The following is a 12,455-nucleotide window of genomic DNA, read 5'->3' as shown; positions in this document are numbered from 1 at the left end:
GGTCAGATATTGTGACCTAATAATCCGCTAATATCGAGAGACGTACCGTCCAGCGAGGGGAGCGCAAGATGAGTATTCAGAAAGTATCGCTTAATGACCGTTTGGATCTAAGCAAACGGAATGTGCTTTTGAACGGCACGCAGGCGCTGGTGCGTCTGATGCTGATGCAAAAGGCGCGCGATACCAAAGCCGGCCTCAACACTGCCGGCTATGTAACCGGTTATCGTGGATCGCCGCTTGGTGCGGTCGACAGCCAGATGATGCGGGCAGAGAAAGAGCTCAAGGCGAACGATGTTCTGTTTATGTCGGGTCTGAACGAAGATCTGGCGGCGACGCAACTTTGGGGCAGCCAACAAGCGGAACTGCGCGGTGAAGGCAAATACGACGGTGTGTTTGGTCTTTGGTACGGCAAGGGGCCGGGCGTCGACCGGACAGGTGACGTCATGCGTCACGCCAACATGGCTGGCACAAGTGCCAATGGCGGTGTGCTTATGGCGATGGGGGATGACCACACGGGTGAAAGCTCCACTGTCTTGCATCAGTCCGAATGGGCGCTCGTGGATGCCTATATGCCGGTGGTGTCTCCTGCGGGCGTTCAGGAGATTATGGATTACGGACTTTATGGGCTTGCTCTTAGCCGTTTCGCAGGCGTTTGGGTCGGCTTGAAGACCATGAAAGATACCATCGAGGCCACTGCAGTTGTTGATGGTGACCCCCATCGTCTCACTTTCGTAACGCCGGAATTCGATATGCCTGAGGGCGGCCTGAACATCCGGCTGAATGACACCCCGCACGCGCAGGAAGCGCGCATGATCGATTACAAACGCTTTGCAGCGGAAGCGTTTTCGCGGGCCAACAAAATGGACAAGCGCATGTGGGGCAAGCCCGGCGCAAAGATCGGTTTTGTTGCAGCGGGGAAAAACTGGCTTGATTTGGTGCATGCGCTGGATCTTCTGGGCATTGATGAGGCCGAGGCAGAGCGTTTGGGTATCACGACCTACAAGGTCGGCCAAACGTTCCCGATGGATATGACCACGTTTAACGAATGGGCCGAAGGGCTTGATTTGATTGTGGTGGTGGAAGAAAAGCGCAAGCTGATCGAAATCCAGATCAAAGAGGCGATCTTTGATACGCGGCAGGGGCGGCGTGTTTATGGATGGTACAAGGGCGGCGCAGGCCTGATGGGTCGAGAGGAGCTTTTCCCGACTCGCGGTGCGCTTGACCCGATTATGATTGCTGAAAAACTCGGCGACATTCTGGTTGAGGAAGGGCGCGGTACCGATGCCGTAAAGGCGGGTATGAACGCTCTGAAAGAGGCGCAGCGGGCAGACAATGCCGAAGACATTGCCGTGCGGACGCCTTGGTTCTGCTCGGGCTGTCCGCACAACACGTCGACCAAGGTGCCTGATGGAAGTCGCGCCTACGCGGGGATCGGCTGTCACTACATGGTGCAATGGATGGACCGGGAGACAACCGGTTTTACCCACATGGGCGGCGAGGGCGCGAACTGGATTGGCGAAGCGCCGTTTTCAAACACCAAGCATGTTTTCCAAAACTTGGGCGACGGCACCTATAACCACAGTGGTGTTCAGGCGATCCGTGCCGCACTCGCAGCGGGTACAAACATCACCTACAAGATCCTGTTCAACGATGCTGTTGCTATGACTGGTGGCCAAGCCAACGATGGCAACCTCAGCCCGCAGAAAATTGCGGATGAAGTCCGCGCAATGGGCGTTGAAAATGTTGCGGTCGTCTATGACGAAAAGGAAGATGTCGACCAGTCAGTTTTCCCGTCCGGCATCACGTTCCATGAGCGTGCCGAGCTTATGAATGTTGAAAAGAAATTTCGTGAAATCAGTGGCGTAAGCTGCATTGTTTATGTTCAAACATGTGCCTCAGAGAAGCGCCGTCGGCGTAAGCGTGGCCAGTTCCCTGATCCGGACCGTCGCGTGTTCATCAATACAGATGTCTGCGAAGGATGCGGCGATTGTGGTGTGCAATCCAACTGTATTTCGATCGAGCCTGTTGAGACGGAGCTTGGCCGTAAGCGCAAAATCAACCAGTCGAGCTGCAACAAGGACTTCAGCTGTCTGAACGGCTTCTGTCCAAGCTTTGTGACTGTTGAGGGCGCAACCATAAAGAAGGCTGCAACGGCAACTCTTGATCTGCCTGAAATGCCTCTGCCCGAAGTCAAAACCATCGACGGGACACATAACGTGGTCATCACCGGCGTTGGCGGGACGGGTGTTGTGACAATTGGGGCGATCCTGTCGCAGGCCGCTCAGATTGACGGCAAGGCGGCCGCGATGATGGAGATGGCGGGACTGGCCCAAAAGGGCGGCGCTGTGCACATCCACTGCCGATTGGCTGAAACACCTGAGGCGATCTCTGCGGTCCGCGTGGCAACCGGCGAGGCCGACGCCCTAATTGGTGGCGATCTGGTAGTCAGTGCCGGAGCCAAGACTCTTGGTCTGACGTCCACAGGTCGCACGGGAGCCGTGGTGAACTCGCATGAGATCATCACTGGTGACTTTACGAAGGACACCGAGTTCAAATTGCCGACAGGCCGCCTGGAAGTCGCGCTGCAAGCGCGTTTGCGCGACGAGTTATCTTTGTTTGATGCGTCCGAATTGGCGCGGGTTGTCATGGGCGACAGCATCTTTTCAAACATGATGGTGTTTGGCGCCTCGTGGCAAAAAGGCTTGGTGCCTTTGAGCCATGAAGCAATTGTTGCTGCTATTGAGTTGAACGGGGCGGCCGTTGAACGCAACTTGCGTGCATTTGAAATAGGCCGTTGGGCAGTTCTGTATCCGGATCAGGCGGCGGGTATGCTTGCGCCGAAAGTGGTTTCCAAGCCAAAGACTTTGGCCGAACAGATTGCCTTCCGTGAGGAACATCTGGTCAAGTTCCAGAACAAGGCTTTGGCGGCAAAGTATCGGAGCCTTGTCGACGGTGTCGGCGATGAGCGTCTGAAGGAGGCCATTGCGAAAGGCTATCACAAGTTGTTGGCCTACAAGGACGAGTATGAAGTTGCCCGTATGCATCTTGAAACCCGCGCCAAAGCGGAAGATGTTTTTGAGGGCGATTTCAAAGTGAAATTTCATCTTTCGCCACCGTTGCTGGCGAAAGAGGGTCCGAACGGGCGTCCACTCAAGACCGAATATGGAGCTGGGATGGCGCGGGCATTCCCTTTGTTGGCCAAACTAAAGTGGCTGCGTGGGACAGCATTTGATCCATTTGGTCGTCATCCGGAACGCAAAATGGAACGTGCGCTGATAGCTCAATATGAGTCCGATATGGCCGACGTCATTGCCAAGTTTGGAAATGCTGCGCCCGAGGCGGCGATAGCACTTGCGGAACTTCCGCTTGATATCCGGGGCTTTGGTCCCGTGAAGGTCGAAAACGAAGCCAAGGCAGCAAAGCGGCGCGAGCAGCTTTTGGCTGAGCTTCGCCAAGGTCCGTTGGCGACTGCTGCGGAATAGCATCCCGATTTGGCCCGGAAATTAGGCAAAATAGTCTGTTCCGGGCCGCTTCTGGACGCGCCCCTTTGCGGAAATCCCACATGTTGCGGGGATTGCTGTTCAAAGGGTTAAAAAACTTTTGCACAACTGTCATACGCTGGGGCGAAACGACCCTTGAGCGCCAGATAGATGACCTACGATCCTCATGTCGCCCGCGACATCAGTTATGCATATTCCGCCCAAACCAAAACCGGTCGCGCGATGATCCGTGCGATGGAGAATGCCACGGGGCGGCTGAGGCTGATCAAGCGCGCTGCAGGCTATGAGAACGAGGTCGCCTCCGGACGCGATTTTTGGGAAGTGATGCGCGAGCGGTACGGCCTGACGCTTGATGTGGTGAGCGGTTCCTTGGACAACATTCCCAAAACCGGCCCATTGATCATGATCGCCAACCACCCGTACGGGATTTTGGACGGTCTGATGATGGGCCATATTCTGAGCGAGACCCGCGGCGATTTCCGAATTCTAGCGCATCAGGTGTTTCGCAAGGCCGAGGACCTGAACCGGATCATCCTGCCGATCAGCTTTGATGAATCCAAAGAGGCAGTGAAGCTAAACCTTCAGACGCGAAAAAAGTCGCTGGATTATCTGGCGGCTGGCGGTGCTATTGGAATTTTTCCGGGCGGAACAGTGAGCACGGCGGAGAAACCTTTCGGACGGCCGATGGACCCCGGCTGGCGCGGGTTCACGGCGCGGATGGTGGCCAAATCAGAGGCTACGGTGGTACCTGTTTTCTTTGATGGGCACACCAGTCGCTTGTTTCAGATCGCGAGCCACCTGCATTATACTTTGCGGATGGGGTTCCTGATCCGCGAATTCAAAAAACGCGTGGACACGCCTGTACGGGTGGTGGTCGGTGAACCGCTTGACGCCGATGCGGTCAAGAGCCGCGCTAAGGACACCAAGGCGCTGATGGACTTCCTGCGGGACAGCACTTATTCTTTGTCTCCAACACCCATCGCAAATCTCGGCTATGGGTTTGAGTTTGAAGAAAAATACCGCGCGTAAGCGCAGAGGTGTAGTGTGGCAGTTGGAATCTTTGATAGTGGGCTGGGCGGGCTGACCGTTTTGGATGCGGTGAGCAAACGCTTGCCAGACGTGCCTTTCGTATATTTCGGGGACAACCAACACGCGCCTTACGGCGTGCGTGATGCAGACGATGTGTATAACTTGACCACTGCGGCTGTTGAGCGGATGTGGGCCGCAGGATGCGATCTTGTGATCCTGGCCTGCAATACTGCGAGCGCGGCCGCATTGCGCCGGATGCAGGAAAATTGGGTGCCTCAGGACAAACGTGTGCTTGGAGTTTTTGTGCCGTTGATTGAAGCGTTGACAGAACGCAGTTGGGGCGACAACAGCCCACCGCGCGAAGTCGAGGTGAAGCATGTTGCGCTTTTTGCGACGCCGGCGACAGTGGCAAGCCGCGCTTTCCAGCGTGAGCTGGCCTTTCGCGCAATTGGCGTCGACGTCGAGGCTCAGGCCTGTGGCGGGGTTGTGGACGCAATCGAAGACGGCGACATGATTTTGGCGGAGGCGCTTGTGCGGTCCCATGTGGATGCGCTGAAACGCAAGATGCCGGATCCTCAAGCAGCCATTCTCGGCTGTACGCACTATCCGATCATGCATGAGACTTTTCAGGACGCGTTGGGGACAGATGTAAAAGTGTATTCGCAGGCCAATCTGGTTGCTGAATCGCTTGCTGATTACCTTGAACGGCATCCCAAGATGATCGGAACGGGCCAGGAAAACCTGTTTTTGACGACAGGTGACGTGCGCAAGGTATCGGATCGCGCAACGCAGTTCTTGCGACGACAAATCACATTCGAAGCGGCGTAAGGGCGCAGGCCCTCGCATTTCTCCCAAATTCTGATTAATTAGCCCTGCAAGACGGGGTGGTCCGCGCGGACGCGCGGGCGTAGCTAAGGAAGAGGTCGAAAAGATGACCCATAAAATCGCAATTCTTGGTGCCAGTGGTTACACAGGTGCCGAATTGGTGCGCTTGATTGCCACCCATCCAAGCATGGAAATCGTCGCGATGTCTGCCGACCGAAAGGCAGGGATGGAGATGGCAGCGGTGTTCCCGCATTTGCGCCACCTTGATTTGCCGACACTTTGTAAGATTGACGAGATTGAGTTCGCCGATGTTGATCTGTGTTTCTGCGCGCTTCCGCATGCCACTTCACAGAAGGTTATCAAAGCCTTGCCGTCCAACGTTAAGGTCGTGGACCTGAGCGCTGACTTCCGATTGAGCGATCCTGAAGAATACGCCAAGTGGTACGGAGGCGAACACGACGCGTTGGAGCTTCAGAAAGAGGCCGTGTACGGTCTGACCGAGTTTTATCGCGATCAGATCAAGACTGCGCGGTTAGTCGCAGGCACGGGCTGCAATGCAGCGACGGGGCAATTTGCATTGCGCCCCTTGATCGAGGCCAACGTGATTGATCTGGATCAGATCATTCTGGATCTGAAGTGTGCAGTATCCGGAGCAGGGCGCTCTCTGAAAGAGAACCTTCTGCATGCGGAGTTGAGCGAGGGGTATCACGGCTACGCTGTTGGTGGCACACATCGTCACCTTGGCGAGTTCGACCAGGAATTTTCCAAGATCGCAGGCCGCCCCGTGACGGTGCAGTTCACGCCGCATCTGGTTCCTGCCAATAGGGGCATCCTAGCGACTGTCTATGTGCAAGGGGATGCGGAGGAAATTCATGCGACTCTGGCTGGGGCATACGGTGAAGAGCCTTTCATCGAAGTCCTGCCATTCGGTGAAACGCCCAGCACGCGTCACGTTCGCGGGTCCAACTTTTGTCACATAGGTGTGACGGGGGACCGCATCGCTGGCCGTGCTATCGTGATTGCAGCGTTGGACAACCTCACGAAAGGGTCCAGCGGGCAGGCGTTGCAAAACGCCAACCTGATGCTTGGGGAAGAGGAAACAGCCGGTTTGATGCTGGCACCTTGCTTCCCGTAAACCGCGCAAAACGCGCAGGAGAGTGAGAGATGAAGAGCCTCAAGAAAACGCGCCGAATTCAGGTGATTGTTCTGTTGTTTGTGGCGCTGGCATTGTCAACGGGCCTGATCGGCTACGCAATGCGCGACGGAATCAATTTCTTCCGTTCACCCAGTCAGGTGGTTGAAGAGCCGCCTGCGGCCAACGAAGTCTTTCGCATCGGTGGGCTGGTAGAAGAAGGCACGTTGGTGCGTGGGCAAGGAGACACCGTGTCGTTTTCGGTGACAGACGGCGGGGCATCGGTCCCGGTGACATTTACCGGTATCTTGCCGGATCTGTTCAAAGAAAACGAGGGAATGGTTGGCACCGGGTCTTATGTGGACGGGGTTTTCGTGGCAACGGAAATTCTTGCAAAACACGACGAGACTTATATGCCGAAAGAGGTCGTAGACGCCTTGAAAGAGCAGGGCGTTTATAAGGAGCCTGATGCGGACTCCTGAGCGTTTCCAATAGGTTGCAATAAGGCTCGCAGAGTTTTCTGCGGGCATTATTTTTTGTGATGCCTGCGTTCGGTGGAGCGGCGCCGAGTTAACCAGCGGCCTTCACCTTGTTCAACATGACAGATTGAGGAGGTCGTCATGTTGGATGTGAGAGCGGTGGCAAGGGAGATTGTGGCGCGAGAAGGGGGGTTCGTGAATGATCCGGACGACCCCGGTGGGGCGACAAAACACGGGGTGACGCTCGCAACTGCGAGAGCCCTGGGGCTGGACAAGGACGGTGATGGTGACGTCGATGTTGCTGACATTCGTGGTTTGACGCGTCGTGACGCGGAGGCGGTCTTTCTGGAGCACTACTACGCCAAACCCGGCATTTCCCACTTGCCGGAAGCACTTCAGGCGACAGTATTTGATATGTACGTCAATGCGGGAGGCAACGCGGTCAAGATTCTTCAGCGTTTGCTGGGACATATGGGGCAGGCGGTGGCTGTGGATGGTCAGATCGGGCCCGAAACCATTGAGGCGGCCAAAGCCGCGGCCACTGTGTCACCGAGTCATCTGAAGGACGCTTACGGGATCGCCCGGCGGAATTACTACCTGAAGTTGGCCGATGCGCGGCCCAGCCTTCGCAAATTCGCCCGTACGCGCAGTGGCGGCAAAGGTGGTTGGATCAAACGTGCAGAAGAGTTCATCTCAACGCGATATCATTTGAGCGAAGCCGAATTTGGCCGGAGGATTTCGAAATGGGGCTGATCGGCAAACTCCTTACTCTGGTTTTTGGCGGGGGACGAAATGTGGTGCAGGAGACCGCAGAGGTTTTTCGAGAAAATGCTGAGGCTGGCGCGCAGCGCGCGCAAGACATCCAGATTGCGGCGATGGAAGGGTTTCAGGCGGAGTTTCTGGCTGGCCAACGGGGGATGTTTGATCGCGTAATGGACGGAATCAATCGGCTTCCGAGGCCTGCAATGGCATTGGGATGCCTGTGTTTGTTCACGGCCGCTATGGTCGATCCGGTTTGGTTTTCAGAGCGTATGGCCGGAATGTCGTTGGTGCCGGAGCCTTTGTGGTGGCTGCTGGGCGTCGTGGTCAGTTTTTATTTTGGCGCGCGCCATCAGGCTAAAGGGCAAGAGTTCCAAAAACAGATCGCGCAATCGATGGTGCGCGAACCGCATGTTCTGCAGGGCATTGAGGGTGTTCGCCGGATTGAGGACGGAGATCAGAACAACCCGGCGCTCGCCGATTGGTTGGCGCAACGTCGGGGGTAGGCAAAAAGCCGCAACATTGTGAACCGATTGGTCGGCGAATCCCGTTGGCCGTGCGCATCGGTCGGCGTATAGTTCCGGTATGATTGTAGAGCTTGGCCATTTCGCACTGATCCTCGCCGCCGTCACCGCAGTGGTGCAGGCAATTGTTCCTCTCATTGGCGCGCAGAAACGCTGGCCTGCTTGGATGGCGGTCGCTGAACCCGCGGCAGGGCTGCAATTCCTGTTTACGGCGTTCAGTTTTGCTGCGCTGACTTACGCCTTTGTGACGTCGGATTTCTCTGTCGGATTGGTGATTTCCAATTCTCACACGCTGAAACCGATGATCTACAAAGTGAGTGGAGTTTGGGGAAACCATGAGGGGTCAATGCTGTTGTGGGTGTTGATTCTGACACTGTTCGGTGCCTGCCTGGCTTGGTTTGGAGGCAGTTTGCCTCCTGGAATACGCGCGCGCGCCTTGGCCGTTCAAAGTGCTGTGGCGGTTGCGTTTTTCGCCTTCATCCTGTTCACCTCAAATCCGTTCGAGCGCGTTCTTATCCCGCCTTTTGACGGACAGGATTTGAACCCACTGTTGCAGGACATCGGCCTCGCACTTCACCCGCCGTTTTTGTACCTCGGTTATGTCGGTCTGAGCATGGCGTTCAGTTTCGCGATTGCCGCACTCATCGAGGGGCGTGTAGACGCAGCATGGGGGCGTTGGGTGCGTCCGTGGACGTTGGCCGCCTGGATATTCCTGACCATAGGCATCGCTTTGGGGTCCTGGTGGGCCTATTACGAGCTCGGTTGGGGTGGATTCTGGTTCTGGGATCCGGTTGAAAACGCCTCTTTTATGCCGTGGCTGCTGGCGGCTGCGCTCTTGCACTCGGCCATAGTGGTGGAGAAACGCGAAAGCCTGAAGAGCTGGACCATCTTGCTTGCGATCATGGCGTTCGGGTTTTCGTTGATCGGAACGTTCCTTGTACGCTCGGGCGTTATTACGTCGGTCCATGCGTTCGCCAACGATCCGGAACGTGGCGTCTTCATTCTCGCAATTCTCGCCGCCTTTATGGGCGGTGGCCTTACACTTTTTGCTGCACGCGCCAATGCAATGGAGGCCAAGGGTGTATTTGGAATGGTCAGCCGAGAAAGCGCTTTGGTGCTGAACAACATCCTTTTGGCGGTGAGTTGTTTCGTCGTATTTGTCGGCACCATTTGGCCGCTGGTTAGCGAAATGGTCTTTGACCGTAAGCTGAGCGTGGGGGCGCCGTTCTTCAACATGGCGTTCACGCCTTTCATGGTGCTGCTTGGGGCAGCGTTGCCAATTGGTGCGATGTTGAGTTGGAAAAGGGCCAACTTGCGAAAGGCAATGAAACCGTTGCTACCGGCCTTTGTTCTGGCGTTGGCGCTCATGGGTTTGGCTTGGGCGATGCAGACAGAGCGGACTCTTTTGGGTCCGCTGGGATTGTTTCTTGGGTCATGGGTGTTCTTCGGTGCGATTATTGACTTGATGTCCCGTACCGGACGAGGAGATTTCGCATCGCGTTTTGGACGGTTGCGCCGGTTGCCCGGAGCCGACTGGGGTAAGGCGATAGCCCATGCCGGATTGGGCGTGACGATGTTCGGGGTTGCTGGTCTGATGGCATGGGAGCAGGAAGACATCCGCGTTGCCTATGAGGGCGAAAGCTATGGCCTTGGCGCTTATGAGTTCACGCTTCTGGACGTGCGCGAAGAGCAGGGACCGAACTTCTACACCACCAAAGCGGATATTCAGGTAACCAAAGACGGGCGCAACGTGGCGCTCCTGCAGCCTGAGAAGCGCGTCTATCCGGTGGCCGGGATGCCGACGACCGAAGCGGCGATTGATTATCGTTTCTTCCGCGATGTCTATCTTGCGCTTGGCGATGCGCAGGACGACGGAGGTCACACGGTGCGCGCTTACATCAAGCCGTTCACCAACTGGATCTGGTTCGGCTGCTTTATGATGGCCTTGGGGGGCACGTTCAGTTTGTTTGACCGTCGCTATCGTGTTGCAGCTGGCGCGCGGAAGGCGCCGAGCGCAGGAGTTCCGGCAGAATGAATACGCTGAAATGGCTTTTTGCGATGCTGGTTGTGACGCTGGCGGTTCCGGTTTGGGCCGTCCAGCCGGAAGAAATGCTTGATGATCCGGTGCTTGAAGAGCGAGCGCGGGAGATTTCGCAGGACTTGCGCTGTCTGGTGTGCCGCAACGAGAACATCGACGACTCCAATGCCGAGTTGGCCAAGGATCTGCGGGTTTTGGTGCGTGAGCGTTTGACGGAAGGCGACACCAATGACGAAGTCATTGACTTTGTTGTGGATCGCTACGGCGAATATGTTCTGTTGCGCCCTCGAACCGGAGGTACAAACATGGTTTTGTATCTTGCCGGACCGATGATGCTCTTGTTGGCGCTCGGTGTTGCGCTTAGCTATTTGCGAGGGCGTTCCAGAGCGCCGGCCAGAACCGAGGCGGGTTTGTCCACCGAGGAGCAGGCGCGTTTGGATGAAATCCTGAAAAAGTGACGCTAGGTCAGACTGGGAGCCGCTGCGTGGCAGTGCGATGACGGGACAGGACCGGAGGGAATGATGCAATATCAAACGATTTCTTATGAGGTAGCGGATGGTGTCGCGGTTGTGACGCTGAACCGACCCGATACTTACAACGCAATGACACAACAGATGCGGGCAGAAATTACCGATGCGGTATTGGCTGCTGGTAAGGACGCGCGAGTGTTGGTTCTGACAGGCGCGGGCAAGGCATTCTGTTCGGGGCAGGATCTTGGAGACGCGTCAGATGCAACGAACTTAAACCTCGAGCGGACACTGCGTGACGAATACATGCCGATGATCCGTGCGATCCGAGATGTGAAAATCCCTACGATTTGTGCCGTGAACGGCGCGGCTGCCGGGGCAGGGGCCAATCTTGCGCTCGCGGCGGACGTGGTGATCGCATCTGAAAGCGCCTATTTCCTTCAGGCATTCTCGCGTATCGGTCTGATGCCTGATGCGGGAGGAACCTATGAATTGCCTCGGTCGATGGGCGCTGCGAAAGCAATGGGTGCAGCGCTTTTTGCGGACAAGATCTCTGCGCGTCAGGCTGACCAGTGGGGGATGATCTGGGAAGCGGTTGCAGACGATGAGTTCGCAGCTGTTTGGAAGGCGCGTGCCAAGCATCTCGCACAGGGGCCGACACTGGCCTATGCCGAGATCAAGGCCGCCATTCAGGAGACCTGGGGCAACGACTGGACCGGACAAATGGAACTGGAAGCCAAACGTCAGGGTAAACTCGGCGGTACGCGCGATTTTCAGGAAGGCGTTGTCGCGTTCTTGGACAAGCGCCCCGCGACTTACGAGGGGCGCTGATCCTTTTTTAGCGTTTTTTCAGACGATCCATGAGGGCCAGCGCTTCAGGCGTTGGCCTTTGCTCTATGCGCCTGTAGACGCGCCCGTCGGTGGTGCGCGTGGCGAGTTTGTGGTCGATCAGGGATCTCCGCAACAAAACATGATCCCCGAAGGTCAGGCCAGGCTTCAGAATCTCGTTGACCTGTTTTTCGGTCAGATCCTGATGGGCCGGCATCAACGCCCAAAAAGGCCAGAGACATAACCCCTGTACCTTGGTCCATTTGGGCCAACGGATCATGCGCCCGTGATCATCGAACACCCGCAATGCGCGTTTGAGAGCCAACTCATCCAGTTCCTGCGCTTTGGGCTGTTCGGCCTTGAGATGTTGATGGTTTCGGAAGCCGGCCGCCTTGGCCACCATGGCAAGCATAGCGGCATGTCCGGGAAAGCTGTCAGCCTCACTCAGGGATTTTCGCAAAGCTTTGGTGAAGGCCGATACGTCGGCCACATAGAGAGGGGTCACGTCATGAGACATGTGTGCATCCTTTGACAGAAGTGCCAACCTCGATGGACGAGGGTCGATGGCCGCCCTTGTCGACGGCACGAAACAAAGGTGCTGTCGAAAGTATCTATCGCAGGTTTAGCTAAGTCATAAGACCGGCGGCGCCTGGGTGAACTGCGGACCCTATCTGGACACTACAGATGCCGAAATCAGGGTGCAACGATCGTAAGGTGCCGACGGTTTGCGCGCGAGTACTCTGAGCCGATTTTGCAACGGTCAAACGGGTGTTTCCCCACCTTCTCGCGTGATGGTCAAGGTCGGCTCTGAGCCTTTACCAGTACAGAGGTTCGGCTTGAGAAGAGCCGCTTTCTCCTTTGGCTTGCCTCCTGC

At 56.3% G+C, this 12,455-nt stretch carries 11 protein-coding genes; 10 read left to right on the top strand and 1 reads right to left on the bottom strand.

All coding sequences use genetic code 11. The annotated features are described in order from the left end of the window. Window positions 1-68 precede the first annotated feature (68 nt). The 10 genes from BXY66_RS08430 to BXY66_RS08385 all read left to right on the top strand — a co-directional run bounded on the left by BXY66_RS08430 (window position 69) and on the right by BXY66_RS08385 (window position 11,584). Window positions 69-3,482: an indolepyruvate ferredoxin oxidoreductase family protein gene (locus BXY66_RS08430; RefSeq protein WP_132859689.1), complete on the top strand. Its 3,414-nt coding sequence runs from the start codon at window positions 69-71 to the stop codon at window positions 3,480-3,482. 168 nt (window positions 3,483-3,650) lie between these two features. After that, complete coding sequence (locus BXY66_RS08425; protein WP_132859688.1) at window positions 3,651-4,529, top strand: lysophospholipid acyltransferase family protein; 879 nt, start codon at window positions 3,651-3,653, stop codon at window positions 4,527-4,529. Window positions 4,530-4,544: 15 nt separating this feature from the next. Next, window positions 4,545-5,357, top strand: a complete 813-nt coding sequence (locus BXY66_RS08420; RefSeq protein WP_132859687.1) for a glutamate racemase — start codon at window positions 4,545-4,547, stop codon at window positions 5,355-5,357. 103 nt (window positions 5,358-5,460) lie between these two features. Next, complete coding sequence (gene argC / locus BXY66_RS08415) at window positions 5,461-6,489, top strand: N-acetyl-gamma-glutamyl-phosphate reductase (protein ID WP_132859686.1); 1,029 nt, start codon at window positions 5,461-5,463, stop codon at window positions 6,487-6,489. A 29-nt stretch (window positions 6,490-6,518) separates the two neighbouring features. Next, window positions 6,519-6,968 (top strand): cytochrome c maturation protein CcmE, encoded by a 450-nt coding sequence (gene ccmE, locus BXY66_RS08410; protein ID WP_132859685.1) that lies wholly within the window; start codon window positions 6,519-6,521, stop codon window positions 6,966-6,968. Window positions 6,969-7,106: 138 nt separating this feature from the next. Further along, a complete protein-coding gene (locus BXY66_RS08405; RefSeq protein ID WP_132859684.1) occupies window positions 7,107-7,718 on the top strand; it encodes a holin-associated N-acetylmuramidase in 612 nt (203 codons plus the stop codon). Beyond that, window positions 7,709-8,230, top strand: coding sequence for a holin family protein (locus BXY66_RS08400; RefSeq protein ID WP_207911295.1), 522 nt, complete (start codon window positions 7,709-7,711; stop codon window positions 8,228-8,230). The genes BXY66_RS08405 and BXY66_RS08400 overlap by 10 nt, the downstream gene beginning before the upstream one ends. Window positions 8,231-8,309: 79 nt before the next feature. Next, window positions 8,310-10,283: a heme lyase CcmF/NrfE family subunit gene (locus BXY66_RS08395; RefSeq protein WP_132859683.1), complete on the top strand. Its 1,974-nt coding sequence runs from the start codon at window positions 8,310-8,312 to the stop codon at window positions 10,281-10,283. Then, window positions 10,280-10,744, top strand: a complete 465-nt coding sequence (locus BXY66_RS08390) for a cytochrome c-type biogenesis protein (protein ID WP_132859682.1) — start codon at window positions 10,280-10,282, stop codon at window positions 10,742-10,744. Before BXY66_RS08395 ends, BXY66_RS08390 begins: the two co-directional genes overlap by 4 nt. Before the next feature lie 63 nt (window positions 10,745-10,807). Next, a complete protein-coding gene (locus BXY66_RS08385; protein ID WP_132860387.1) occupies window positions 10,808-11,584 on the top strand; it encodes an enoyl-CoA hydratase-related protein in 777 nt (258 codons plus the stop codon). Between the two features lie 7 nt (window positions 11,585-11,591). On the opposite strand, the gene BXY66_RS08380 is transcribed toward BXY66_RS08385, so the two are convergent. After that, window positions 11,592-12,098, bottom strand: a complete 507-nt coding sequence (locus tag BXY66_RS08380; RefSeq protein WP_132859681.1) for a DUF2087 domain-containing protein — start codon at window positions 12,096-12,098, stop codon at window positions 11,592-11,594. Window positions 12,099-12,455 lie beyond the last annotated feature (357 nt).

Origin of the sequence: Shimia isoporae, from assembly GCF_004346865.1 — a bacterium.
Classification (GTDB): Bacteria; Pseudomonadota; Alphaproteobacteria; order Rhodobacterales; family Rhodobacteraceae; genus Shimia; species Shimia isoporae.
Note: the sequence above shows the minus strand (reverse complement) of the source record. Positions and strands in the feature narration are given on the sequence as shown.

Bases quoted from the DNA above. Each gene is read 5' to 3' on its own strand.
- BXY66_RS08380 (WP_132859681.1), bottom strand. From the start codon at position 12,098: ATGTCTCATGACGTGACCCCTCTCTATGTGGCCGACGTATCGGCCTTC.
- argC (WP_132859686.1), top strand. From the start codon at position 5,461: ATGACCCATAAAATCGCAATTCTTGGTGCCAGTGGTTACACAGGTGCC.
- BXY66_RS08385 (WP_132860387.1), top strand. From the start codon at position 10,808: ATGCAATATCAAACGATTTCTTATGAGGTAGCGGATGGTGTCGCGGTT.
- BXY66_RS08390 (WP_132859682.1), top strand. From the start codon at position 10,280: ATGAATACGCTGAAATGGCTTTTTGCGATGCTGGTTGTGACGCTGGCG.
- BXY66_RS08400 (WP_207911295.1), top strand. From the start codon at position 7,709: ATGGGGCTGATCGGCAAACTCCTTACTCTGGTTTTTGGCGGGGGACGA.
- BXY66_RS08405 (WP_132859684.1), top strand. From the start codon at position 7,107: ATGTTGGATGTGAGAGCGGTGGCAAGGGAGATTGTGGCGCGAGAAGGG.
- BXY66_RS08430 (WP_132859689.1), top strand. From the start codon at position 69: ATGAGTATTCAGAAAGTATCGCTTAATGACCGTTTGGATCTAAGCAAA.
- BXY66_RS08395 (WP_132859683.1), top strand. From the start codon at position 8,310: ATGATTGTAGAGCTTGGCCATTTCGCACTGATCCTCGCCGCCGTCACC.
- BXY66_RS08425 (WP_132859688.1), top strand. From the start codon at position 3,651: ATGACCTACGATCCTCATGTCGCCCGCGACATCAGTTATGCATATTCC.
- ccmE (WP_132859685.1), top strand. From the start codon at position 6,519: ATGAAGAGCCTCAAGAAAACGCGCCGAATTCAGGTGATTGTTCTGTTG.